At 71.4% G+C, this 23,385-nt stretch carries 21 protein-coding genes and 1 tRNA gene; 12 read left to right on the forward strand and 10 right to left on the reverse strand.

What is annotated here, in order from left to right; genetic code table 11:
- Positions 1 to 867, forward strand: coding sequence for a rhomboid family intramembrane serine protease (locus PIJ49_RS03880; RefSeq protein WP_271825901.1), 867 nt, complete (start codon positions 1 to 3; stop codon positions 865 to 867).
- Between the two features lie 404 nt (positions 868 to 1,271).
- On the opposite strand, the gene PIJ49_RS03885 is transcribed toward PIJ49_RS03880, so the two are convergent.
- Positions 1,272 to 1,526 (reverse strand): cell division protein CrgA, encoded by a 255-nt coding sequence (locus PIJ49_RS03885; protein WP_022907010.1) that lies wholly within the window; start codon positions 1,524 to 1,526, stop codon positions 1,272 to 1,274.
- 82 nt (positions 1,527 to 1,608) lie between these two features.
- Here PIJ49_RS03885 and PIJ49_RS03890 point away from each other — a divergent pair, with 82 nt between their 5' ends.
- Entirely contained in the window at positions 1,609 to 2,253 is a 645-nt protein-coding gene (locus PIJ49_RS03890; protein ID WP_271825902.1) for an anthranilate synthase component II, read from the forward strand.
- Between the two features lie 197 nt (positions 2,254 to 2,450).
- On the opposite strand, the gene pknB is transcribed toward PIJ49_RS03890, so the two are convergent.
- The 7 genes from pknB to PIJ49_RS03925 all read right to left on the reverse strand — a co-directional run bounded on the left by pknB (position 2,451) and on the right by PIJ49_RS03925 (position 11,670).
- Entirely contained in the window at positions 2,451 to 4,286 is a 1,836-nt protein-coding gene (gene pknB / locus PIJ49_RS03895; protein WP_268746763.1) for a Stk1 family PASTA domain-containing Ser/Thr kinase, read from the reverse strand.
- Between the two features lie 121 nt (positions 4,287 to 4,407).
- A complete protein-coding gene (locus PIJ49_RS03900; protein ID WP_066651142.1) occupies positions 4,408 to 6,138 on the reverse strand; it encodes a protein kinase domain-containing protein in 1,731 nt (576 codons plus the stop codon).
- A complete protein-coding gene (locus PIJ49_RS03905) occupies positions 6,135 to 7,589 on the reverse strand; it encodes a peptidoglycan D,D-transpeptidase FtsI family protein (RefSeq protein WP_271825903.1) in 1,455 nt (484 codons plus the stop codon). Before PIJ49_RS03905 ends, PIJ49_RS03900 begins: the two co-directional genes overlap by 4 nt.
- Positions 7,586 to 9,034 carry an FtsW/RodA/SpoVE family cell cycle protein gene (locus PIJ49_RS03910; protein WP_251154392.1) on the reverse strand — a complete coding sequence of 483 codons (1,449 nt, stop codon included), beginning with the start codon at positions 9,032 to 9,034 and terminating at the stop codon, positions 7,586 to 7,588. The genes PIJ49_RS03905 and PIJ49_RS03910 overlap by 4 nt, the downstream gene beginning before the upstream one ends.
- Positions 9,031 to 10,416 (reverse strand): Stp1/IreP family PP2C-type Ser/Thr phosphatase, encoded by a 1,386-nt coding sequence (locus PIJ49_RS03915; protein WP_066651160.1) that lies wholly within the window; start codon positions 10,414 to 10,416, stop codon positions 9,031 to 9,033. Before PIJ49_RS03915 ends, PIJ49_RS03910 begins: the two co-directional genes overlap by 4 nt.
- Positions 10,417 to 10,423: 7 nt before the next feature.
- Entirely contained in the window at positions 10,424 to 10,993 is a 570-nt protein-coding gene (locus tag PIJ49_RS03920) for an FHA domain-containing protein FhaB/FipA (RefSeq protein WP_066651161.1), read from the reverse strand.
- Entirely contained in the window at positions 10,990 to 11,670 is a 681-nt protein-coding gene (locus PIJ49_RS03925; protein WP_066651163.1) for an FHA domain-containing protein, read from the reverse strand. Before PIJ49_RS03925 ends, PIJ49_RS03920 begins: the two co-directional genes overlap by 4 nt.
- A 110-nt stretch (positions 11,671 to 11,780) precedes the next feature.
- Between PIJ49_RS03925 and PIJ49_RS03930 the strand changes: the two genes are divergently transcribed.
- From PIJ49_RS03930 to PIJ49_RS03975, 10 genes are all read left to right on the forward strand, one after another.
- A tRNA-Leu gene (locus PIJ49_RS03930) sits at positions 11,781 to 11,867 on the forward strand.
- Positions 11,868 to 12,139: 272 nt separating this feature from the next.
- Positions 12,140 to 13,135: a matrixin family metalloprotease gene (locus tag PIJ49_RS03935; protein ID WP_271825904.1), complete on the forward strand. Its 996-nt coding sequence runs from the start codon at positions 12,140 to 12,142 to the stop codon at positions 13,133 to 13,135.
- A gap of 94 nt (positions 13,136 to 13,229) precedes the next feature.
- The gene (locus PIJ49_RS03940; protein WP_209684753.1) at positions 13,230 to 13,946 is read left to right on the forward strand and encodes a GntR family transcriptional regulator; all 717 of its coding nucleotides are present in this window, start codon (positions 13,230 to 13,232) and stop codon (positions 13,944 to 13,946) included.
- 90 nt (positions 13,947 to 14,036) lie between these two features.
- On the forward strand, positions 14,037 to 15,035 hold the full coding sequence (locus tag PIJ49_RS03945) for a sugar phosphate isomerase/epimerase family protein (protein ID WP_271825905.1): 999 nt from the start codon (positions 14,037 to 14,039) through the stop codon (positions 15,033 to 15,035).
- Complete coding sequence (locus PIJ49_RS03950) at positions 15,032 to 15,985, forward strand: 3-hydroxyacyl-CoA dehydrogenase family protein (RefSeq protein WP_209684749.1); 954 nt, start codon at positions 15,032 to 15,034, stop codon at positions 15,983 to 15,985. Before PIJ49_RS03945 ends, PIJ49_RS03950 begins: the two co-directional genes overlap by 4 nt.
- A gap of 11 nt (positions 15,986 to 15,996) precedes the next feature.
- Positions 15,997 to 16,758, forward strand: coding sequence for an SDR family NAD(P)-dependent oxidoreductase (locus PIJ49_RS03955; protein ID WP_066651176.1), 762 nt, complete (start codon positions 15,997 to 15,999; stop codon positions 16,756 to 16,758).
- Positions 16,759 to 16,831: 73 nt separating this feature from the next.
- Positions 16,832 to 18,220, forward strand: coding sequence for an MFS transporter (locus tag PIJ49_RS03960; protein WP_271825906.1), 1,389 nt, complete (start codon positions 16,832 to 16,834; stop codon positions 18,218 to 18,220).
- Positions 18,217 to 19,950 carry a dihydroxyacetone kinase family protein gene (locus tag PIJ49_RS03965; RefSeq protein ID WP_271825907.1) on the forward strand — a complete coding sequence of 578 codons (1,734 nt, stop codon included), beginning with the start codon at positions 18,217 to 18,219 and terminating at the stop codon, positions 19,948 to 19,950. Before PIJ49_RS03960 ends, PIJ49_RS03965 begins: the two co-directional genes overlap by 4 nt.
- Positions 19,947 to 20,450 carry a ribose-5-phosphate isomerase gene (locus PIJ49_RS03970; protein WP_271825908.1) on the forward strand — a complete coding sequence of 168 codons (504 nt, stop codon included), beginning with the start codon at positions 19,947 to 19,949 and terminating at the stop codon, positions 20,448 to 20,450. The genes PIJ49_RS03965 and PIJ49_RS03970 overlap by 4 nt, the downstream gene beginning before the upstream one ends.
- Entirely contained in the window at positions 20,447 to 21,208 is a 762-nt protein-coding gene (locus PIJ49_RS03975) for a triose-phosphate isomerase family protein (RefSeq protein ID WP_271825909.1), read from the forward strand. The genes PIJ49_RS03970 and PIJ49_RS03975 overlap by 4 nt, the downstream gene beginning before the upstream one ends.
- 12 nt (positions 21,209 to 21,220) lie before the next feature.
- On the opposite strand, the gene PIJ49_RS03980 is transcribed toward PIJ49_RS03975, so the two are convergent.
- Both PIJ49_RS03980 and PIJ49_RS03985 read right to left on the reverse strand, forming a co-directional pair.
- Positions 21,221 to 21,892: a response regulator gene (locus PIJ49_RS03980; protein WP_066651190.1), complete on the reverse strand. Its 672-nt coding sequence runs from the start codon at positions 21,890 to 21,892 to the stop codon at positions 21,221 to 21,223.
- Positions 21,889 to 23,232 (reverse strand): sensor histidine kinase, encoded by a 1,344-nt coding sequence (locus PIJ49_RS03985; protein ID WP_251161086.1) that lies wholly within the window; start codon positions 23,230 to 23,232, stop codon positions 21,889 to 21,891. The genes PIJ49_RS03980 and PIJ49_RS03985 overlap by 4 nt, the downstream gene beginning before the upstream one ends.
- Positions 23,233 to 23,385: the final 153 nt, after the last annotated feature.

Genomic DNA, 23,385 nt, shown 5'->3' on the forward strand with positions numbered 1-23,385 from the left:
GTGACCGACCAGGCCCCGGGGCGGGACAACTACTGCTACCGGCACCCGGACCGGCAGAGCTTCATCCTGTGCCAGCGGTGCGGGCGGACGATCTGCACCGAGTGCCAGACGCCGGCGGCCGTCGGCGTGCACTGCCCGGAGTGCGTGCGTGAACAGCGCGCGCAGTTCCAGGCGAACCGTCGTGCCTCCGGGGCCCCGGGCGGCCTGACCGTCGCGCGTCGTCGGTTCGCGATGATGGACCAGAAGGCGACCACGGTGATTATCGCCGTGTCCGTCGTGATCTGGCTGCTGAACCTGTTGTCCGGCAACGTCGTCAACCAGTGGCTCAGCTACTGGACGCCGTTGGTCGGGACCCAGCCGTGGCGCCTCGTCACGGGGCTGTTCGTCCACTCGTCGATCTTCCACATCGGGTTCAACATGCTCGCGGTGTTCATCTTCGGGCGGATCCTCGAGAACCTCCTCGGTACGTGGCGCTTCGTCGCGCTGTACTTCCTGGCCGGCCTCGGCGGTGACCTCGCGGTGTCGATCCTCTCGCCCGGGGTCCAGGTGGTCGGTGCGTCGGGTGCGATCTTCGGTCTGTTCGCGGCGTTCTTCGTGATCCAGCGCAGCCTCGGCTACAACGCCGTCCAGCTGCTCGTCATCATGGGGCTCAACCTCGTCGTCGGCTTCCTGCCCGGGACCAACATCTCGTGGCAGGCCCACGTCGGTGGCATCGTGCTCGGGTTCGTCACCGGCTTCGTCTTCTCCAAGACCCGGAACGTCCGGCAGCGTGGCCTGCAGATCGGGCTCCTCGTCGGCGAAGCGGTCCTGCTCGTGGCCGGGATCGGCGCCGCGTACATCAGCATCGGTGGCTACGCGATCGGCTGACGAGTCCGCCGCCGCTCAGGACGCCCCGTCCCACCACAGTGTGGGGCGGGGCGTTCTGCCTCTCTGGAGGCCGCTTTCCACAGCCGTCCGGTGAGTTCTCCACAGTTGGGGACAACTCGGTGAGTTACACGGGTGTGATTATCCCCACTGTGGACGGGCCTGTGGACAACTCGGGGGCCATGGTGTGGATGGTCGTGTGGAAAGTGTGGACAACTGTGGAGAACGTGGTCCCGGGTGTGGACGGATGCGTCGGGGTGGTGTCGGGCTTGTGGACAGCGAGCAGGAATCCGGGCCGAGACGGGACGGGCCGGGACAGGACGGGCCGGGAGGGGACAGGCCGGGACGAACGACGACGCCCGCCGTACCGGGCGGTACGACGGGCGTCGGGAGATGCTGGGCGGCGGTCAGCGCCACCGCGTGGTCATGAGGAACCCGATGAACATGATCCCGAAGCCGATCAGGATGTTCCACGACCCGAGCGACGGTACGGGCAGGGTCGTGTTCGAGATGTAGAAGACGATGACCCAGGCCAGCCCGATGAGCATGAAGCCGAACATGACCGGCTTGAACCACACGGGGTTGGGCTGGTCGCCCGCCGTGTCGACCGAGTCGGCTCGGGTCCTCCGGGCGGGCTTGGTGCGGTCCTTGTCCTTGGCCATGGCCGGTATCCTACCGTGACCACGTCTGTGGGAAGACCCTCAGCAGCCCGCGCACATCCCCCACGAGTACGGTGATCCGACCATGACCAAGATCCTCGTCGTCGACAACTACGACAGCTTCGTCTACACGCTCAACGGCTACCTGCAGCAGCTCGGCGCGGACACCGACGTCGTCCGGAACGACGCGTTCCCCGAGGACGAGATCGCCGAGCGCATCGCCGACTACGACGGTGTGCTGCTCTCGCCCGGGCCGGGCACCCCCGCGGACGCCGGTGTCTCGATCCCCACCGTGCGTGCGGCCGTCGACGCCGAGACCCCGCTGCTCGGCGTGTGCCTCGGGCACCAGGCGATCGCTGAAGCCATGGGCGCCACGGTGACCCACGCCGAGGAACTGATGCACGGGAAGACCTCGCAGGTCGACCACAACGACAGCGTGCTCTTCGCCGGTGTCCCGCACCCGTTCACCGCCACGCGGTACCACTCGCTCGCGATCGTCGACGGGACGGTGCCCGACGAGCTCACGGTCACGGCGCGGACCGGAGGTGGCGTGATCATGGGCGTGCAGCACCGTGACCACCCGGTGTACGGCGTGCAGTTCCACCCGGAGTCCGTCCTCACCGAGGGCGGGTACCGGATGGTCGGCAACTGGCTCGAGACCACCGGTCTGACCGGTGCTGCCGAGCGGGCCGCAGCGCTCAACCCGCTGATCGCCGAACACCGGTCCTGACGCCGGCGCGGTACTACCGCCGCCGCGTCCGGTGTGGCCGGCCGCGGTCGACCGGTCGCGCTCGACGGACCGCACCGTCGGGCAGACCGCCCATCGACGGGCGGTGACCACCCGCGGAGGTGACGTGCGCTGGGATGGTGCCGCGTGCCTCCAGGCCGACGGACGGACGCCCGCCGCAGCCGACGTGACGGAGCGGACTACTGTCCGGCGCCGCCGCCCTGGACGGTCCCGCTGCCGCCGCCACCGTCACTACCGCTGCTGTCGTCGCCACCCCGGTCGGGGACGGACGGCGCCTGCGACGGCCGCTGTGCCGAGGCTGCGCAGTACGTCAGCGTGATGGTGCTGCCCTGCGCGACGTCGCCCTGCGGCACGCTCTGCTGCACCACGGTGCTGCCCGTGCAGGTGTACGTCGGGGACGCCACGACCTTCAGCCCGAGGTTCGCGAGTGCCTCGTTGGCGGCGCTGATCGGCTGCTGCGTGACGTCCGGCATCTGCACCTTGCCGTTGGAGACCGTCAGGTTGACGACGGAACCCTTCGTCAGCTGCGTGCTGCTGCCCGGGTCGCTGCTCATCACGGTGCCCTCGGGCACGTCGCTCGAGTAGTCGCTGTTGATCGCTCCGACCGCGAACCCGGCGTCCTTCAGGGCCTGTTCCGCCGCGTCCTGCGTCTGGTTGGCGACGTCCGGGACGGCGACCTGCTCCGGTCCCAGGGAGACGACGACGCGGATGCTCTGCTTGCGGGCGACGTTCGTGCCCTCCCCGGGCTCGGTGCGGATGACCGTGTCCTTGGCGACGTCGTCGGAGTTCTCGCCGACCTCGACGGCGCTGAGGTCTCGCTTCTCGAGTTCGGTCCGCGCCGAGTCCCACGTGGCGCCGACGACGTTCGGTACGGACACCGACGACGACACCGGTGCCTTGCCGGGCTGCAGGTTCGCGACGAAGAACACCACGCCCGCGATGACGGCGGCGGTGAGGATGATGCCGAGCCAGATCCAGGCGACCGGAGGGCGGTTCTGCGTGCGCTGGGGTCGGTGGTCAGCGGCGTCGTCGTCGAGCTCGCGGAACGCGACGGCAGGGTTCGAGGTGGTGCGGGGGTTCACGCCGAAGAGCATCGTGGAGGCGTCGTGTGCCGCGTTCTGCTGGAGCGTTCGCGTGGACACCGGGACCTTGCCGGCGGCGGCCTGCTGCAGGTCGGTCCGGAAGTCCGCGGCGGTCTGGAACCGACGGGTGCGGTCCTTCACCAGGGCGTGCAGCGTCACCGCGTCGAGCGCCGGGGACACCTCGGGCACGAGCGTGGAGGGCGCGACCGGCTGCTCGCTCACGTGCTGGTAGGCCACGGCCACCGGGGAGTCGCCGACGAAGGGCGGGCGGCCGGTGAGCAGCTCGAAGAGCAGCACGCCGGTCGAGTACAGGTCGGTCCGGGCGTCGACGGTCTCACCGCGGGCCTGCTCCGGCGAGAAGTACGAGGCCGTCCCGAGGATCGAGGTCGTCTGCGCGACCGTCGCGGACGTGTCGGTGATGGCACGGGCGATGCCGAAGTCCATCACCTTGACCTGGCCGCTGTGCGTCACCATGACGTTCGCGGGCTTGATGTCGCGGTGCACCACGCCGGCGCGGTGCGAGTACTCGAGGGCGGTGAGGATCCCCTCGGTGATGCGGACCGCCTCGGCCGGGTCGAGCGGGCCGTCGTCGAGCACGTCGGAGAGTGCGCGACCGTCGACGTGCTCCATGACGATGTAGGGCACCTGGACCTGGGCGCCGGAGGGCTCGGTGACCGTCTCCTCGCCCGCGTCGTAGACGCGCACGATCGTCGGGTGCGCCATGCGGGCCGCCGCCTGGGCCTCCTGCCGGAAGCGGATCCGGAAGGTCGGGTCCGTGGCGAGGCTCGGCTTGAGGAGCTTCACCGCCACCTTGCGACCGAGTCGCGTGTCGGTGCCCACGTGCACCGTCGCCATGCCCCCACGACCGATGACGTCACCGATCTCGTAGCGGTCGGCGAGGAGCGTGATCCCCGCGGTCACACCTTCTGGCACGTACTCCTCCGAATGTTCGTCCGGGCAAGTGTACGGCAGGGGTTCCTGCCCGAACGCTGACGACGGGGGCTGCCGACGAACCGTTACACAACGGTGTCGACAGCCCCCGTTCGGGTGACGATCAGTTGGCGTCCTGCGGGCCCGTCGGGGTCGGGGTCGGGGTGCCCGAGGGCGTCGGGTCCTCGGCCTGTTCCCACGTCGCCGTCGCGGCGTCCGAGGACTCGGAGGCAGCGAGCGAGCCGCACGTGACCGTGTAGGTGAAGGACACCTCGTCGTTCACGGCGTCCGCCTGGATGGTGACGGCCGTCGAGCTGGTGTCCCCGGAGGTGGCTCCCGAGGCGTCCTTGCCGCCCGTGACCGTCCACGTGTACTTCGACACGTCGTAGCCGTCGGGGCACGTCGCGCCCGACCAACTGAAGGTGACCTGGCCGGACTCGGACACCGTCCCCGCGGTCGGGGTGTTCGGCTTGTTGGCCGTCGGCGGGGTCGTGTACTGGGTGAGCGTGACGAGGGTGCCCTCGACGACGCTGCCCGTCGGGGTGAGGTCTGCGACGGTGCCGGCCTGCTCTGCCGTCGGCGCGGGGCTGCCGTCCTGCACGGTGACCTCGAAGCCGCGGCCCTGGAGCTCGTTCCGGACCTCGTCGGCGCTGCGGCCGACGTAGTCGCTCTTGTTCAGGAACACCCGTGCCGTGGTCGGTGTCGGTGTCGGCGTCGACCTGGTCGGCGCGGCCGAGGCCGACGTCGGTGCGGGGTCCGGATCGTCGGAGCCGCCGAGCGCGAAGGCCGCGATGACCCCACCGATGACGAGCACTGCGAGGACCCCGACGAGCCACCAGATCCAGGCGCGCTTCTTGGTCGGCTCCTCGTCCTCCGGCGCTGCCGGTGACCGCGGTGTGCCGGGAGGGCCGGCGACGGCTCCGGCCTGCGTGCCGATGAGCGCGGTCGCCGCGTCGTTGCCCGGACGCTGCGGCGGGTTGAACGCGACAGTGCCCGCGCCGCCGACTGCAGGCACGGCGACGGTCGCTGCGGCGACGTCCCCGCGCCGCAGCGCCTGGGACGCGCGGGCCAGGTTCGCCGCGGTCGCCGGACGGTCCGCCGGCTTCTTGGCGATGCAGGACAGCACGAGTGCCGAGACCGGCTCGGGCACGTCACCGGGCAGCGCGGGCGGCTGCTCGTTGATGTGCGCCATCGCGATCGCGACCTGGGACTCGCCGGTGAACGGACGACGCCCGGCCAGGCACTCGTACGCGACGATGCCGAGCGAGTAGATGTCGGTCGACGGCGATGCCGGGTGGCCGCTCGCCTGCTCCGGGGACAGGTACTGGACGGTGCCCATCACCTGGCCCGTCGCGGTGAGCGGGACCTGGTCGGCGATGCGCGCGATGCCGAAGTCGGTGATCTTCACACGGCCGTCGGGCGTGATGAGCAGGTTCCCGGGCTTGATGTCACGGTGCACCAGGCCGACGGCGTGGGCGGCCTGCAGGGCGTTCGCCGTCTGGGCGACGATGTCGAGCACCTTGTCGACCGGCAGCGTGTGCTCCCGCTCGATCATGGTGGACAGGGCCTCGCCCGGGACGAGTTCCATCACCAGGTAGGCGCTGCCGTCCTCCTCGCCGTAGTCGAAGACGTTGGCGATCCCCTCGTGGTTGACGAGGGCAGCGTGGCGCGCCTCTGCGCGGAAGCGCTCGAGGAAGCCCGGGTCGCCGAGGTACTCGTCCTTGAGGATCTTGAGTGCGACGGTCCGGCCGATGACGAGGTCGGTCGCCTGCCACACCTCACCCATGCCGCCGATCGCGACCCGCGAGGAGAGCTGGTACCGCCCACCGAAGGTGAGTCCGCTGGTGGGTCTCATTTGTTCAGCACCGCCTCCATGACCTTCTTCGCGACCGGGGCCGCGACCGTGTTGCCGACGCCGGACTGCCCGAGTCCGCCGCCGTTCCCGACGACGACCGCGACGGCCACCTCCGGGTTCTTCGCCGGGGCGAACCCCGTGAACCACAGCGTGTACGGATCACCCGTACCGCCTTCCGCCGTACCCGTCTTGCCGGCGACGTCGAATCCGTCGATCTTGGCATTGGTGCCGGTCCCGCCGCTCACGACGCTCTGCATCGCCTCGGTCAGGTCGGCGGCCTCGGAGCCGGACAGCGGGTCGCTGTACTGCTTCGGCGAGAACGACTCGACGGTCTTCAGGTCGCTCGTGGTGATCGAGTCGACGAGCGAGGGCTGCATGACCTTGCCGCCGTTCGCGATGCCGGCCGACACCATCGCCATCTGCAGCGGCGAGACGCGCACGCTGGCCTGCCCGAACGCGCTCAGCATGAGCTGGGCGGTCGAGTCGACGTCGGGGTACTGGCTCGCGGTGGCGCGCATCGGGACCTCGATCGCGTCACCGAAGCCGTACTCGTCCGCGACGGACTTGATCGTGTCGTACCCGAGCTTCTGGCCGAGCTCGGCGAACGGGATGTTGCACGAGAACTGGATCGCCGTCCGGAGCTTGACCGTGTCGCCACCGCCGCAGGAGCCGCCCTCGGCGTTGTTGATGTACGAGCTGGTGCCCGGCAGCTGCAGGCGCGACGGGTTCGGGAACTCGGAGTCGAGCGAGTACTTGCCGTCCTTGAGCGCGGCGGAGGCCACGACGAGCTTGAAGACCGATCCCGGCGTGTACAGGTCGCCGCCGATCGCCCGGTTCTGCAGCGGGGTCGGGGTCTGCTGCAGCAGGGCGTCGTACTGCTGCTTGACCTGCGCGGTGTCGTGCGAGGTCAGGGCGTTCGGGTCGTACGCCGGCTTCGACACCATCGCCAGGATCTTGCCCGTGCTGGGCTGGATCGCAACGACCGCACCGCTGTTCTCGCCGAGTGCGTCGTACGCGGCCTGCTGCACGTCCGGGTCGATGGTGAGGTTGACGTTGTCGCCCTGGACGTCCTGCCCGGTGAGGATCGCGTTGAGGTTCTGGAAGAACGACGCGTCGGAGTTGCCGGAGAGCACGGCGTTCTCGGCGCTCTCGATGCCCGTGTTGCCCTGGCCGATCGTGAAGTAGCCGGTCACGGCGGAGTACAGCGCACCGTTCGTGTACTTGCGCTGGTACTGGTACTGGTCGTCCGAGGGGGTCGACTCGGCGATCGGGCTGCCGTCGACCAGGATCGCGCCGCGCTTGGTCGAGTAGCTGTCCAGGATCGTGCGGGAGTTCCGTGAGTCGGCACGCAGGGTGTCGGCGGCGAAGAACTGGATCGAGGTCGTCGACACGAAGAGCGCGACGAACATGAGCACGATGACGGTCGAGACGCCGCGGAGCTGTCGGTTCACCGGGTGCGCTCCTTCCTGGTCGTCGCACCGCGTCCGGAACGGCCACGGGCGGCGGGGACCGCGCCCTGCTGGACGCGCTGTTCTGCGGGGATCGAGTCGGTCAGTCGCAGCAGCATCGCCGCGATGATCCAGTTCGCGATGAGCGACGAGCCACCCGCGGCCATGAATGGTGTGGTCAGACCGGTCACCGGGATGATCCGGGTGATGCCGCCGACGACGACGAACACCTGCAGGGCGATGATGAAGCCGAAGCCGACACCGAGCAGCTTGCCGAAGTCGTCCTGCGCCATGAAGGCCACGCGGAGGCCCCGCGACGCCAGCACGATGAACAGGGCGAGGATCGCGAAGACGCCGATCAGCCCGAGTTCCTCGCCGAGCGACGCGACGATGTAGTCCGCGTTGGCGACGGGCGTGATGTACGGGCGGCCCTGACCGAGGCCGGTACCGGTGATCCCGCCGTTCGCGAAGCCGAACAGGCCCTGGACGAGCTGGTAGCTGCCCTGGGTCTGTCGGTCGAAGATCGCCTGGTCGAACGGGTCGAGCCACTGCTCGAAGCGACCCCGCACGTAGACCAGGACCGACTGCGCGACGAGGGCACCGCCGACGAACAGCCCGAGCCCGATGACGACCCAGCCGAGCCGGGCGGTCGCGACGTAGATCATCACGAGGAACAGGCCGAAGTAGAGCAGCGCCGTACCGAGGTCGCGCTGGAACACCAGAACGGCCATGGCCGACGCCCACATCACCAGGATCGGGCCGAGGTCACGGGCGCGCGGGAAGGTCATGCCGGCGAACTTCTTGCCGACGATCGACAGCGAGTCCCGGGCGGTGACGAGGTACCCGGCGAAGAACAGCGCCATCGTGATCTTCGCGAGCTCGCCGGGCTGGAACGAGAACGGGCCGATGCGGATCCACACGCGGGCGCCCCCGACGTTCTCCCCGATGCCGGGGAGCATCGGGAGGAGCAGCAGCGCGATCGTCGCGAACATGAAGATGTAGCGGTAGCGCTGCAGGAAGCGGTGGTTGCGGACCGCGACGACGGTGATCGTCGCCAGGACCATCGCGAGCATCGTCCAGACGATCTGCTTGACGCCGATCGCGTCCCAGCCGGTCAGGCCGTTGTGCACGTCGATGCGGTAGATCTCGGCGATGCCGATGCCGTTGAGCACCAGGGCGATGGGCAGCACGAACGGGTCCGCGTGCTTCGCGACGACGCGGAGCACCACGTGCATGACGAGCGCGAGGCCGAGGATCCCGCCGCCGACCCAGAGCACACCGGTGTCGAAGATGCGGCCCTTGGTGCCGAGCTGGACGAGCACCATCGCGCCGGCGCAGATGCCGCACGCGATGACGAGCAGCACGAGCTCGAGGTTCCGGGCCCGGGCCGGCTCCCGCAGCTTGATGGTGATCGCCTGCGTGAAGGACTGCGCGGTCGCGGTGCTCATCGGCCGTCCCCCGGGCTCTCGGACGGCGAGGCGCTGCCGGACGGCGAGGCGCTGCCCGACGGTGACCCCGACCGGGTCGGGGTGGGCGACGGCGACGAGTCCGCATCGCCGCCCGTGCCGGCCTGGTCCTGGCCGGTCTCGGCGGCCTTCCGCAGCCGGTCCACGATGTCGCGCGCGTCGGAGAGCGAGGTCGCGTTGATCGTCGACCGCACGTTCTCGCGCGTGTAGTCCGGGAGCGACGTGACCGAGATGTCGGTGTCCTCGTAGACGTCCGACAGCGCGATCGGCCCGATCGACTGCTGCACGCCCTGGTAGATGGCGACCGTGCCGCGGTCGGTGCCGACGTAGTAGTGCGCCTGGGTGATCCGCCAGCCCAGGAACACCGCCCCCACGAGGGCCGCGACGGCGACGACGAGCGCGATCGACCAGGCCACGCGGCGTCGGATGCGCCGACGGCGGTCCTCGGCGATGAGCTCGGCGAAGTACTGGTCGGACTCGGGCTCGAAGTGGGAGTCCTCCGGCACGGCGCTCACCTTGAGCGGGTGGAGCAGGATCGTGGGGAGGCGGATCGGCTTGCGACCGGTCGACGCCTCGAAGGTCAGGGGTGCCGCGGCGGAACCGACCGTGGTGGCGGCGGCGTCGTCGTCCTCGGGTTCCGTGTCGGTGACGTCCATCACGACGACGGTCACGTTGTCCGGGGCACCGTGGTCGAGCGTCTCCTTGACCAGGCGCTGCGTCACCTGGTTCGCGTCCATGGTCGACGCGAGCGCGTGCCGGATCCGCTCCTCGGCCAGGTACGACGACAGACCGTCCGAGCAGAGCAGCCAGCGGTCGCCGGTCTGGATGTCCATGACGGCGGTGTCGACCTCGGGGGCGGCGTCGACGTCGCCGAGCACGCGCATGAGCACCGAGCGCCGGGGGTGGACGGCGGCTTCCTCCGGCGTGATGCGACCGCTGTCGACGAGGCGCTGCACGAAGGTGTGGTCGGAGGTGATCTGCTGCAGCTCGCCGTCGCGCAGGCGGTAGATGCGGGAGTCGCCGATGTGCGCGATGGCGATCTGCTCGCCGACCCGGATGAGTGCGGACACCGTGGTGCCCATGCCGGTGAGTTCCTGGTGCTCGAACACCGTCTCGGTGATGAGCTGGTTCGCGGCGATGAGCGCGGACTGCAGGGCGAACTCGGCATCGTGCGCGGAGGGGAACTCGCGGTCGACCTCGCGGATGCGGCGGATGGCGATCGCGGACGCGACGTCGCCGCCGGCGTGGCCGCCCATGCCGTCCGCGACGGCGAAGAGGTGCGTGCCGGCGTAGCCGGAGTCCTGGTTGTTGGCGCGGATGCGCCCCACGTGGGACACAGCGGCGCTCAGCGTGCGAGCCGTCATGTCCCGGTTACCGCCGCAGCTCGAACGTCGTCGTCCCGATCGTGATCGGCGTCCGTTCCGCGATGGTCACGGGGCCGGTCACCTTCTGACCGTTGACGAACGTGCCGTTCGTGGACTCGAGGTCGGACAGGACCCAACCCTCGCCGCGGAGGTCGAGGCGGGCGTGGTTGGTCGACGTGTAGTCGTCGCGGATGACGACGTTCGACTCGCTGGAGCGTCCGATGGTGATCGGACCGCCGCCGAGGGGCATCTCCATGCCCTCGCGGGAGCCCTCGGTGATGACGAGGCGCGTCGCGACGCCGGTCGACGGTGCGGAGCCGGACTGCTGCTGTGTCGGGCCCGCGGGTTGGCCGATCAGCTCCGTGAACGCGCCGGGCGCTGCGGCTGCAGGAGCTGCGGCGGCGGGCACGGTCGGCGTCGTCGGTGCGGACGCTCCGGCCTTCGGGTCGGTAGGGATGGTGCGGACGCGTTGGCCGAACAGGTCGCTCCGCAGGGCGAAGACGATGACGAACACGAACAGCCACAGCACCGCGAGGAAGGCGAAGCGCAGGACGAGCAGGGTCAGGCCCGTGGTCATCGCGCACCTCCGTCGTTCTCCGGGATCACCCGGAACACCATACGGGTACGACCGATCTCGATGGTGGAGTCCGGCTCGACGATGGCCTGCTGGAAGCGTTCGCCGTTCAGCTTCGACCCGTTCGTGGACCCGAGGTCGTTGGCCTGCGCGTGCTTGCCGTCCCAGATGATCTCGACGTGCTTCCGACTCGTCCCGGTGTCGGCGACGGTGATGTCCGCGTCGGTGCCGCGCCCGATCACGGTGCGGCCGCGGTGCAGCCGGTGGCGCTGCGACCCGATGTCGAGCACGGCGACCCACGCCACGTCACGCTGCACCGTCGACGAGTCGACCTGCAGGATGCCGGTGGACAGCGTGCCGTCCTGCTGCAGCGTGATCGAGACCGGTCCGGAGAAGGAGTAGTTCTGGGCCACCGCGTGCTGCTGCACCATCTGCGACAGCTCGTCGATGAGCGGGCGCCCGATGTCGTTCATCCGCGTGTGGTCCGGCGGCGCGAGGCGCACCGTGAACTCGTTCGGGACGAGGATCCGCTCGCGGGAGACCACGGCGGCCTTCGTGTCGAGCTCCCGCCGCAGCGCGCTGGAGATCTCGACGGGCTGCACGCCGGAGCGGAAGGTCTTCGCGAAGGTGCCGTTGACGGCGCGCTCCAACCCTCGCTCGAAGCTGTCCAAGAGGCCCATGTGTCTCCGTGTTCGTCGGTCAGGGACCACTGCATGGTAGTGGGTGGCGCTCGTGCCCGTCTGTGCGTGGTCACGGGCACCCTCCGTCGCGTGCTAGTGTTGCCGGGCTGGCGCGAGTGGCGGAATTGGTAGACGCGCACGGTTCAGGTCCGTGTGCTGGAAACGGCGTGGGGGTTCAAGTCCCCCCTCGCGCACCAGGTGAGGAACGGCCCCCGGAGGAATCCGGGGGCCGTTCCGCGTTCCGGCGCCGATGCTCCCCACGACCGGCCTGGAGGCTCGTCCCACCTCCGTCCGTCGGCCGCAGCCGTGCACGGATCGGGTCCGCCTCGGCGCGCCGACCGGGTCGGCCCACCGACCCCGTGGTGACCGCCGGCCTGCCCGTTCTGGGGGTTGCCCCTCCGCTGCCGCTCTCCGCACACTGATCGGCGTCGTACCGGGTCGTGCCGGTGCGCCTGCTCCTGGAGGACCCATGCGGACGTCGTCCGTGACCGCTGCCGTGGTCGCACTCGGGACCGCGCTCGTCGCGGTCGTCACCACCAGCGTCGGGGTCGCCCCCGCGCACGCCGCGCCGTCGTGCCGCGGTGACCGGATCACGGTCGCCGAGCTGTCCGGTGGCTGCGTCGTCGCGTCCGGCTCGGTCGTGCTCCCCGACGGTCGCGTCTTCGCGGTGCCCGACGCCGGCACGACGGTGACCGCGCTGCCGGTGGCGACGACGACCGGTGGTGACCCCGGGGACGCCTCGGTGACGAACACCGGCGCGGCAGGCATCGCCGTGGCGGTCGACGGCCGCTGGTCCGGCGCCCCTGCTGCCGTCCGGCGGGTGCTCGCACTGCGCGAGGGCCGCGTCGCCGCCGGGCACGGCGCCGGTGCGGGTGCGGCCACGACCGGCACCGGATCGGCGGCCTCGAGCTGCACGGACCGGTCCTACACGCTCCTGGCGTACCGCTGGACGAGGGACGTCCGGTGGTGGTCGAACCCGACGGGAGCGAAGGCGGCGGACCGCGTGGCGATCCGCGCGGGTGCGACGGCGTGGAGCGGACGGCTCGGGACCTGCGGGCGCTCGATCACGTCGAGTGCCGCGAACACCTGGGTCAGCACGACGGCGAGGACCCCCGCGGTCTCGAGCACCGGGGGCTGCGGCGACCCCGACCGTCGGAGCGTCACCGGCTGGGGCTCCCTGCCCGCGGGCACGCTCGCGACCACGTGCGTGTGGTCGCAGGACGGCATCGCGGTCGAGGCGGACCAGCGCTACTCGACCCGGTACGCGTGGTCGTCGACGGCGACGTGCTCCGGGAACCGGTACGACCTGCGCGGCGTCGCGACGCACGAGTGGGGGCACGCGTACGGCCTCGGGCACACCGCAGCCTCGTCGGCCCTCGTCATGAAGCCCGCGGCCGCGCCGTGCGACGTCGCCCAGCGCAGCCTCGGGCTCGGGGACGCCCTGGGCATCGACGCCCGGTACTGACGATCGCCACCGGTGCCCGGCGCCGGCGCACACCGGCCACCGCCGCCGCGGGACGCGCAGGTCGCGGGACCCTGCACTCTCTAGGATCGACCGCATGACGAGCACGATGCCGGGCTTCGGCTCCGCGCGGATCACCCAGATCGGGTTGCGCGACCGCGTGTACGACCGGGTGCTCGAGGTGCTCATGGGGCACGACGTCGAGCCCGGGATGCGCCTGTCGATCGACGGTCTCGCCCGGACGCTCGGCGTCTCCCCGACCCCGGTGCGCGAGGCCCTCGTGCAGCTCGAGCGGACCGGCCTGGTCACGCGCGAGGCCAACAAGGGGTACCGCGTCGCGCCGCCGCTCGCCGGCGACCAGCTCGAGGCGCTGTTCGACGCGCGGCTCATCGTCGAGAGCGGGGCGGTCGAGCTCGCGGCACGCGGGGACGTGGCCGTGCTGCGGGAGCGGCTCGCTGCGGCGCTCGCCGAGCAGGAGGCCGTGGCCGCCGAGGTCGCCCGGGTCGGCGCCCGCCGCGCGTCCGAGGAGCTGATGGCCCGGTTCTTCCGCTCCGACTGGCGTTTCCACCAGCTCGTGTTCGACGCGACGAGGAACCCCTTCCTCGAGGAGATGTCCGCGATCATCACGACGCGGGTGCACCGCATGCGGCAGATCGTCGAGGGCGGGGACGACGACACCGAGCGGGCGGTCGCCGAGCACCGTGCGGTCCTCGATGCCCTCGCCGTGGACGCGCCCACGGCCGTGGCGGCGATGCGGCACCACATCGACGCGGTGCGGGTGCGCTCCCGGGCCGACGCGTCACACTCCGCCTGACGGAACGGGGTTGCGCTCTGACTCAGCGCGAGTATCTTTCCTATAGGAAAGAGGTTCGAGGATGAACCGCGTGATGCAAGGGAGCACTCCGTGAGCACACCGCAGGACTGGGTCGAGCAGGACTGGGACCCGGACAGCTGGACCGACCGGACGTGGCCGATCGCCGTCTGCCTGCACGGCTTCGACCGGGTCACGCGGGACGGCACCGCCTTCCACGACGCCCCCGTCGAGGTGTGGGACGACGTGTTCGCGCAGATCGCCGCAGCGGGCTTCTCGCTCGCCGAGCTGGCCGACAGCCACGTCCGCCCCGCGGACCTCGAACGGTCCCGGCGCGACGAGCTCTTCGCGGTCGCGGCGGCCCACGGCGTGGGGATCCCGTCGGTGCACCTGCAGCGTCGGAGCGTGATCCAGCCCGGGCACGAGGAGGAGAACCTCGCCTACGCCCACCGCACGATCGACGCGGCGGCCGAGTGGGGCATGCAGGTGTTCTCGACCGGACTGCACCAGCCGTTCTCGGACGCCCAGCAGCGCGCGCTCTGGTTCTGGACGGCTCCCGGGCCGGAGGACCCCGAGGACCCCGACGTGTGGGACGCGGCCGTCCGACGCCTCCGCGAACTCGGGGAGCACGCGGCGAGCGTCGGCCTGCCGATGGCCCTCGAACTGTACGAGGACACGTACCTCGGCACCGCGGACAGCGCGGTCCGGCTCGTCGAGGAGATCGGGCTCGACACCGTGGGTCTCAACGCCGACGTGGCGAACCTCGTCCGCCTGCACCGTCCGGTCGAGGACTGGCGGGAGCTCTTCGCGAAGACGATGCCCCACACGAACTACCTGCACGTGAAGAACTACACGCGCGACGAGGCGGGCGACGGCAGCTGGGCGACGAGTGCGCCGAGCACGATGGAGACCGGGCTCATCAACTACCGCCAGGTCCTCCGGGACGCGGTCGCCGACGGCTTCCGCGGGATCGTCATGACCGAGCAGTACGGCGGGGACAGCCTCGGCGTCTGCGCCACCAACCAGCAGTACATCCGGTCGGTGCTCGCCACGACGAGCATCGGCACGAAGCACGGAGGAGCAGTCCGATGAGTACCCTCGACATCGCCGTCGTCGGGTCCGGGTACATGGGCGGCGGGATCGCCCAGGTCCTCGCCCTCGCCGGTCACACCGTCCGCATCGCCGACGTCTCGGCCGAGATCGCGCAGCAGAACCTCGAGCGGCTGATCCGCGAGACGGGCCAGTTCGTCGCCGACGGCCTGTTCCCGGAGGACGCCGTCGAGCGGGTCACCGCGCACCTCAGTGCCGCCGAGTCGATCGAGGCCGCCGTCGCGGACGCCGACTTCATCGAGGAGGCGGTCCCCGAGAAGCTCGCGATCAAGCACGAGACCCTGCGTCGGATCAGCGCCGCCGCCCGACCCGACGCCGTCATCGGCTCGAACACGTCGACGATCCTCATCGAGAGCCTCGCCGAGGCCGTCACCGGTCCGGAGCGCTTCCTCGGCGTGCACTTCTCGAACCCGGCGCCGTTCATCCCCGGTGTCGAGCTCATCCCGCACCCCACCACCGGCGAGCACGCCGTCACCGTCGGCGAAGCAGTCGTCGCGGCGACCGGCAAGCAGTCCGCACGGGTGCAGGACTCGACCGGGTTCGTGCTGAACCGCCTGCAGTACGCCCTGTTCGAGGAAGCATCGAAGATCGCGGACGAGGGCATCGCCAGCCCCGACGACATCGACACGATCGTCCGGACGACCTTCGGGTTCCGCCTGCCCTTCTTCGGCCCGTTCGCGATCGCGGACATGGCGGGACTCGACGTCTACGCGTTCTGCTTCGAGTCGCTGCAGACCCGCTGGCCCGAGCGCTTCGCCACCCCGCCGACGCTGCAGCAGCACGTCGACGCCGGCGAGCTCGGCACGAAGACCGGATCGGGCTACCTCGACGTGCCCGCCGACCGCACGCCGGAGCTCGTCGCCTACCGGAACAGGGCCTACGTCGCCATGCAGGAGCTCCTCGACGAGCTCGGCCCGGCCCCGATCCACTGAAGGAGCACGCGATGCGCAACGAGCAGCAGACCGTCGTCCTCACCGGCGCGGCGTCCCCGCGCGGCATCGGCCGTGCGACCGCCCACCACCTGGCCGAGCAGGGCTGGAACGTGGGGATCGTCGACCTCGACCAGGCCGCGAGCGAGGCCGTCGCCGCCGAACTCCGCGAGCAGCACGGCGTGCAGGCCGTCGGCGCGGGCGCGGACGTCGCCGACGAGGCCGCCGTCCGGGCCGCCTTCGACACCATCGAGGCCGGGCTCCCGCCGATCGCGGCACTCGTGAACCTCGCGGGTGTCTCGTCGGCGCACGCCTACCTCGACCTGCCCGAGGGGGAGTGGCACCGGGTGCTGAGCATCAACCTCGACGGGGTGCACTTCGCCGGTCTCCGGGCAGCCGAGTCGATGGTGCGGAACGGGTACGGCCGCATCGTCAACCTGTCGTCGGTCTCCGCGCAGCGCGGCGGCGGGACGTTCAGCAAGACGCCGTACTCGGTCGCGAAGGCCGGCGTGATCGGCCTCACCCGCGGGATGGCCCGCGAGCTCGGGCAGCACGGCGTGACGGTGAACGCCATCGCGCCCGGCCCGATCGACACCGACATCATGGGCGGCACCCTCTCCGAGGAGCGCAAGGCCGAGATGGCTGCCGACGGTGTCATGCCGCGCATCGGCACGCCGCGGGACGTCGCCGCCGCGGTCGCCTACCTCGTCAGCGCCGACGCCGGGTTCGTGACGGGTCAGACCCTGAACGTCGACGGCGGCCTCTACATGCACTGAACCCGACGGCACGCACCGGAGCCGACGGCTCCGACCACCAGAACGACCACTCATGATCGCGAAGGAGCGATTCGTGTCCGCAAGCAGCCCCGCCCTGGGGTCCACCCACGACCCGGCACTGAGGTCCGCGATCGCCAAGGCGACCAAGCACCTCATGCCGATGCTGGTCATCCTGTACTTCGTCGCCTTCCTCGACCGCACCAACGTCGGCTTCGCCGAGGAGGCCCTGAGCGTCGACCGGAACATCTCCGACGCGGCCTTCGCCCTCGGCGCCGGCATCTTCTTCATCGGCTACGCGATCTTCGAGATCCCGTCCAACCTGCTGCTCAAGCGCTTCGGGGCGCGCTTCTGGCTCGCCCGGATCGCCGTCACGTGGGGCATCGTCGCCGCACTGTTCTCGTTCACGACGAACGACACGATGTTCATCGTCCTGCGCTTCCTGCTCGGTGTGACCGAGGCGGGACTGTTCCCGGGCGTGATCATGTACCTGTCCGAGTGGTTCCCGAACAAGGTCCGCGTGCGGATGTTCGCGATCTTCTACCTCGCGCAGCCGTTCTCGCAGATGATCGGCGCACCGCTGTCCGGCGGGCTCATCAGCGTCGGTGACCAGGTCACCCCGTTCCACGGCTGGCAGGTCATGTTCTTCGGCGAGGGCATCCTCGCGGTGCTGGCCGGTGTCGCGGCGCTGTTCTTCCTGACGAACAGCCCGCAGCAGGCGAAGTGGCTGGAACCGGGGGAGAAGCAGTCGCTCACCGCGGCGATGGCCCGTGAGGACACCGCCCGCAACGAGGACGGCCCGAAGGGCATCTGGAAGGCGATGGCGAGCGGCCGCGTCTGGTACTTCACGATCATCTACTTCTGCCTGCAGGTCGCCGTGTACGGCACGACGTTCTACCTGCCGCAGCAGGTGTCGTCACTGCTCGGGCAGGACGTCGGCTGGCAGGTCGGCCTCGTCGCGGCGATCCCGTGGCTCGTCGGACTGGTCGCCTGCTACCTCGTCGGGTCGAAGGCCGACACCGTGGGTCGTCGCCGCCGCTGGGGGACGATGTTCTACATCACGACCGGGCTGTCCATCCTCGGGTCGGCGTGGGCGGGTGCGAACGGCCAGCCGGTCCTCGGCATCCTGTTCATCACCCTCGCCGTCGCGAGCTTCCTGGCGGTCGGCCCGATCACCTGGGCCTACCCGACGGCGTTCCTCACCGGTGCGGCGGCGGCCGCGGGCATCGGCCTGATCAACTCGCTCGGCAACCTCGGTGGCTTCGTCGCCCCGATCATGCGCACCGCGATCAACGAGGCGGTGCCGACCGACAGCGGGGCCTTCGGCATCGTGTCGCTCGGTGTCCTGGCGTTCGTCGCCGCCGTGATGATCTCCTGCACCAGGTTCTTCCGGGGCGCGAAGGCCGACGAGCTGCTCGACACCTCGCACGTGGCCACCACCTCGACGAAGGGGACGACGCGATGACCCGGTTGTACAACGACCCGGCAGCCTTCGCCGACGAGGCCACCGACGGCTTCGTCGCGGCGAACGAGCGGTGGGTCCGCAGGGTGCACGGCGGTGTCGCCCGCGCGACCACCAGTCCGGACGGCACGGTCGCCGTCGTGATCGGCGGTGGTTCGGGGCACTACCCGGCGTTCGGCGGTCTCGTCGGGCACGGGCTCGCCGCCGGCGCGGCGATGGGGAACCTGTTCGCCAGCCCGTCCGCGCAGCAGGTCGCCGCGGTCTGCCGTGCCGCCGAGCACGGTGGCGGCGTGCTGCTCAGCTACGGCAACTACGCCGGCGACGTGCTGAACTTCGACGCCGCGGCCCGCACGCTCGAGGACGAGGGCATCCCCGTCCGCACGGTCCGGGTGACCGACGACGTCGTGTCCGCACCGGCCGGTGCCGAGGCCGACCGGCGCGGGATCGCGGGCGACCTCTGCGTGTTCAAGGTCGCCGGGGCCGCGGCCGAGCAGGGGCGCCCGCTCGACGACGTCACCGCCGTGGCGGCCCGCGCGAACGACCGGACCCGGAGCTTCGGCGTCGCGTTCTCGGGCTGCTCGCTGCCCGGTGCCGAGGAGCCCCTGTTCGAGGTGCCCGAGGGACGGATGGCGATCGGCATGGGCATCCACGGTGAACGCGGCATCGACGAGACCGACGTGCCGAGCGCCGACGGTCTGGCGGCGCTGCTCGTCGAACGGCTGCTCGACGAGGTGCCCGCGGGCGTCACGGTCGAGGGCGCCCGGGTGGTCCCGGTGCTCAACGGGCTCGGCAGCGTGAAGTACGAGGAGCTCTTCGTCGTCTACGGCTCGGTGCAGCGACGGCTCCGGGACGCCGGTGTCGCGATCGTGGAGCCGGAGGTGGGCGAGCTGGTCACGAGCTTCGACATGGCCGGGGTCTCGCTGACGCTGTTCTGGCTCGATGACGAGCTCGAGGAGCTGTGGTCGGCACCCGCGGACACGCCCGCCTTCCGCAAGGGCGGGGCGGTCCCGCAGGAGCGGGTCGCCGAGGACGTGGTCGCCGCCGACGAGGAGGGCATCGTCATCGGTCCGGCGAGCGACGACTCGCGTGCCGCGGCCGGTCGGATCGCAGCGGGCATCAGCGCCGTGCGCGCGGTGCTCGATGACCACGCGGACGAACTGGGCCGCATCGACCAGGTCGCGGGGGACGGCGACCACGGCATCGGGATGCAGCGCGGCTCGCACGCGGCGGACACCGCCGCCGCGGACGCGCTCGCCCGGGGTGCGGGGGCGGGGACGCTCCTGCGGGTGGCGGGTGACGCCTGGTCCGACCGGGCAGGCGGGACGTCCGGTGCGATCTGGGGTGCCGCCCTGGAGGCGCTGGGTCGCGTCGTCGGGGACGACGCGCGTCCGACGTCGGCGACGGTCGCGGACGCGGTGCGGGCCGCCACCGAGGCGGTGCTGGCCTTCGGGGCCGTGCCCGGCGACAAGACGACGGTGGACGCCCTCGTCCCCTTCGACGAGGAACTGCGGCGCCGGCTCGAGGCCGGCGATGCCCTGGGCGCCGCGTGGCGGACGGCGGTGGACGCCGCCCGCCGGGCAGCGGACGCCAGCGCGGACCTGCTGCCGCGGAAGGGCCGCGCGCGGACGCACGCGGAACAGGCCGTCGGGACCCCCGACCCGGGCGCGGTGTCCTTCGCGCTCGTCGTCGAGACCCTGGCGGCGACGATCGACGAGGAAGGAACGGGAGCATGACGCTACGACTGGTGGTGGGCTCGGACGACGCGGGCTTCGACTACAAGGAGGTCATCAAGCGGGACCTCGAGGCCGACGACCGCGTGGCCAGCGTGGTCGACGTGGGCGTCGACGCGGACGGCCACACGGCGTACCCGCACGTCGCCGTCGACGCCGCCCGGATGATCGCCGACGGCGAGGCCGACCGGGCGATCCTGGTCTGCGGCACCGGGCTCGGCGTCGCGATCAGCGCGAACAAGGTGCCCGGCATCCGGGCCGTCACGGCGCACGACTCGTTCAGCGTCGAGCGGTCGGTGCTGTCGAACGACGCCCAGGTGCTCTGCATGGGCCAGCGGGTCGTCGGCATCGAGGTCGCCCGGCGCATGGCGAAGGAGTGGCTCGGGTACACGTTCGACCCGTCGAGCGCGAGCGCGGAGAAGGTCGCCGCGATCTGCGAGTACGACGGCTCCGCGCCGGTCGGCACCGACGCCCCTGGGGACGGGACGGACCCGGGCGCATGACGATCGTCGGGGTGTCGCTGAAGATGTACTTCTCGCACGCGCAGACGCTCTCGTGGGCGAGCGCGGTGGCGGACATCGCCCGGCGGCACCCCGCGGTCGCCGCCGGCGCGGTGGAGCTCTTCGTCGCGCCGACCTTCCCCGCGCTCGTCCCGGTGCGCGAGCTGCTCGCCGGGTCGGGCATCCGGCTCGCCGCGCAGGACCTGTCGGCGTCGGACGAGGGCGCGTCCACCGGCGAGGTGTCCGGCGCCGAGCTCCGCGAGATCGGCGTCGACCTCGTCGAGATCGGGCACGCCGAGCGGCGCTCCCGGTTCCACGAGACGGACGACGTCGTCGCGCGCAAGGTGCACGCGGCCTTCCGGCACCACCTCGAACCGCTGGTGTGCGTCGGCGAAGCTGTCCGCGCCTCCCGTGCGGAGGCCGTGGCGGAGGTCACCGGGCAGCTCGACCGGGCGCTGGCGGTGGCCGCGGAGGCCGGGACGACCGGACGGGTCACCGTTGCGTACGAGCCCGTGTGGGCGATCGGCGCCGCCGAGCCGGCGCCGCACGAGCACGTCGTCGGGGTCCTCGAGGGGATCGAGCAGTCCCTGGCGGCCCGGCCGGCGTTCGCGGGGTCGCGGGTGGTCTACGGCGGCAGCGCCGGACCGGGGCTGCTCACCCGGGGACGCGGACGGATCGGCGGAGTGTTCCTCGGGCGCTTCGCGCACGAACCCGCGGCGGTCGGTGCGGTGCTCGACGAGGCGGCGGCCCTGGCCTCCTGACCGGGTCGCCGGTCACCCCTCCCGGGCGCCCGCCAGGCCGTGGTCGTGCGCGTAGACCACGAGCTGCACCCGGTCGCGGAGCTCGAGCTTGCCGAGGATGCTCGAGATCTGCGACTTGACGGTCGACTCGGTGACGAACTCCTTCGCCGCGATCTCGGCGTTCGAGAGCCCTCGGGACGCCCACCCGAAGACGATGCGCTCCCGGTCCGTCAGGGTCTGGAACGCCTCGGGCTGGGGAGCAGGGGCTCGGTCGACGTCGGCGCCGAACAGCTGCGACAGGTCGTTCGGGGCGATCACCGAGCTGCCCTCGTGCACGGCCCGCACCGCGGCGAACAGGAACGGCGGTGTCGTGTCCTTGAGCAGGAACCCGCTCGCACCGAGCCGGATCGCGGTGGCGGCAGCGGGGTCGAGGCCGAACGTCGTGAGCACCACGACGCGGGGGAGCGGCCCCGGGACGGCGCCGGAGAACAGCTGGCGCACCGTCTCGACGCCGTCCATCCCGGCCATGCGCATGTCGAGCAGGACGACGTCGGGCCGCAGCTCCCGGACGCGGTCGAGGGCCTCGGCGCCGTCCGAGGCCTCGCCCACCACCTGCATGTCGGGCTGCGCGTCGAGCACCACGCGCAGGCCCGCCCGGAAGAGCGCCTGGTCGTCGGTGAGCAGGATGCGGATCGGGTCGGTCATCGGGTCGTCCCCCCTCGGACGTCGAACGGGATGCGGGCGCGCGCGACGAACACGGCGTCCAGCACGGCGGCGTCGAACGACCCGCCGATCGTGGTCAGTCGGGTCTGCATGCCGGTCAGGCCCCGGCCGGAGCCACGGGTCGACGTGACCGTCGGCTGCTCGGCGGTCGCGGTCGGCTGTCCTGCGGTCGCGGTCGCGGTCGCGCGGACGGGGACGCCGCCGGTGGCCGCCGCGGCGAGTTCCTCGAGCCCGAGCCCGGGCCCGACCGGCAGCGCGTCCGACGGGACGGCGTTCTCCACCTCGAGCACGAGGTCGGCGGACCGCCAGGTCTCCCGGACCTCGACGGCACCGCCCGGTGCCCCGTGCCGGAGGGCGTTCGTGAGCATCTCCTGCAGGACCCGGCGGGCAGCCGTGCCGTGCACCGCGCCGAGCGGTCGGGCGACACCGCGCACGGCGTGCTCGACGTCCACCCCGGCGTCGCGGATGCCGCGGACGATCTCCTCGAAGGACGTCGGGTCGCTCGCGGTGTCCGACCCGTCGATGTGCCCGAGGACCTGTCGCACCTCGACCAGGGAGCTCCGGGCGGTGCTGGCGATGGTGGCGCTGACCTCGCGGATCCGCGCCTCGTCGTCGAGGAAGGGCACCGAGTCCGCCTGCGCGATGATGACCGCGAGCGAGTGGCCGACGACGTCGTGCACGTCGCGGGCGATGTCCGCACGGATGCGTTCCGCCTCGGCCTCGTCGACCGCGCGCGTGGCCACGGCCTCGGCACGGTTGGCCACCGCCTCCGCCCGGCTGGCGGCAGCCTCGGCGTCGGCGCGCCGGACGGCCTCGGCGTTCTGCGACCGGATCGCCCGACCGGCGAGACCAGCCGCCCAGAAGGAGAGCAGGACGAGTGCCGGGGCGGCCAGGACGAGGACGACCTGGTCACGCGGCCCGTTCAGCAGCAGTGCGTAGCGGTAACCGGTCGTGGAGAGGTACATCGACGCCGAAGCCCCGGCGACCACGGCGAGCAGACCGGCCAGCACGGCCTCGAACCGCGTCCCGACGACGGCGACGGTGCCGATGACGACGGCGATGGCGAGGTCGACCAACGACGGTCGCTCGCCGCCGGCCACCTGCACCGCGCCCAGAGCGACGGTCGCGGTCATCGCCGCGCTCGGCGAGAGGCGGCGGACGGCGATGGCGACGGTGGCGATCGCGACCGCGAGGGGGCTGGCGTGCTCGAGCTCGACGTCGATCGGGGCGGCGGACACCAGCGCGGCGAGGCCCGCCCAGAGGAGGTCGACGACGACCGACCGGGTCCGCATCGGCCGGAGGAACGTGCGCCGGTCCGTCACGGCTCGATCATCGCACGACGCGGGCTCACGGCACGGGGGACATCGCGACGAGGGCCACCGCGGTGACGACGATGATCGCCGCGCAGGTGGCGAGGGTGGCGATCACGTGCTTGGTCGAGCTCTCCATGCCACCGAGCCTGTCGGTCGACCAGG

Origin of the sequence: Curtobacterium uvaldense (genome assembly GCF_028307415.1) — a bacterium.
Taxonomy (GTDB): Bacteria; Actinomycetota; Actinomycetes; order Actinomycetales; family Microbacteriaceae; genus Curtobacterium.

What these genes read in the sequence shown, in the direction of transcription:
- PIJ49_RS03885 (WP_022907010.1), bottom strand. Translation starts at nt 1,526, where the DNA reads ATGGCCAAGGACAAGGACCGCACCAAGCCCGCCCGGAGGACCCGAGCC.
- PIJ49_RS03890 (WP_271825902.1), top strand. Translation starts at nt 1,609, where the DNA reads ATGACCAAGATCCTCGTCGTCGACAACTACGACAGCTTCGTCTACACG.
- PIJ49_RS03900 (WP_066651142.1), bottom strand. Translation starts at nt 6,138, where the DNA reads ATGAGACCCACCAGCGGACTCACCTTCGGTGGGCGGTACCAGCTCTCC.
- PIJ49_RS03910 (WP_251154392.1), bottom strand. Translation starts at nt 9,034, where the DNA reads ATGAGCACCGCGACCGCGCAGTCCTTCACGCAGGCGATCACCATCAAG.
- PIJ49_RS03915 (WP_066651160.1), bottom strand. Translation starts at nt 10,416, where the DNA reads ATGACGGCTCGCACGCTGAGCGCCGCTGTGTCCCACGTGGGGCGCATC.
- PIJ49_RS03920 (WP_066651161.1), bottom strand. Translation starts at nt 10,993, where the DNA reads ATGACCACGGGCCTGACCCTGCTCGTCCTGCGCTTCGCCTTCCTCGCG.
- PIJ49_RS03925 (WP_066651163.1), bottom strand. Translation starts at nt 11,670, where the DNA reads ATGGGCCTCTTGGACAGCTTCGAGCGAGGGTTGGAGCGCGCCGTCAAC.
- PIJ49_RS03935 (WP_271825904.1), top strand. Translation starts at nt 12,140, where the DNA reads ATGCGGACGTCGTCCGTGACCGCTGCCGTGGTCGCACTCGGGACCGCG.
- PIJ49_RS03940 (WP_209684753.1), top strand. Translation starts at nt 13,230, where the DNA reads ATGACGAGCACGATGCCGGGCTTCGGCTCCGCGCGGATCACCCAGATC.
- PIJ49_RS03950 (WP_209684749.1), top strand. Translation starts at nt 15,032, where the DNA reads ATGAGTACCCTCGACATCGCCGTCGTCGGGTCCGGGTACATGGGCGGC.
- PIJ49_RS03955 (WP_066651176.1), top strand. Translation starts at nt 15,997, where the DNA reads ATGCGCAACGAGCAGCAGACCGTCGTCCTCACCGGCGCGGCGTCCCCG.
- PIJ49_RS03965 (WP_271825907.1), top strand. Translation starts at nt 18,217, where the DNA reads ATGACCCGGTTGTACAACGACCCGGCAGCCTTCGCCGACGAGGCCACC.
- PIJ49_RS03970 (WP_271825908.1), top strand. Translation starts at nt 19,947, where the DNA reads ATGACGCTACGACTGGTGGTGGGCTCGGACGACGCGGGCTTCGACTAC.
- PIJ49_RS03975 (WP_271825909.1), top strand. Translation starts at nt 20,447, where the DNA reads ATGACGATCGTCGGGGTGTCGCTGAAGATGTACTTCTCGCACGCGCAG.
- PIJ49_RS03980 (WP_066651190.1), bottom strand. Translation starts at nt 21,892, where the DNA reads ATGACCGACCCGATCCGCATCCTGCTCACCGACGACCAGGCGCTCTTC.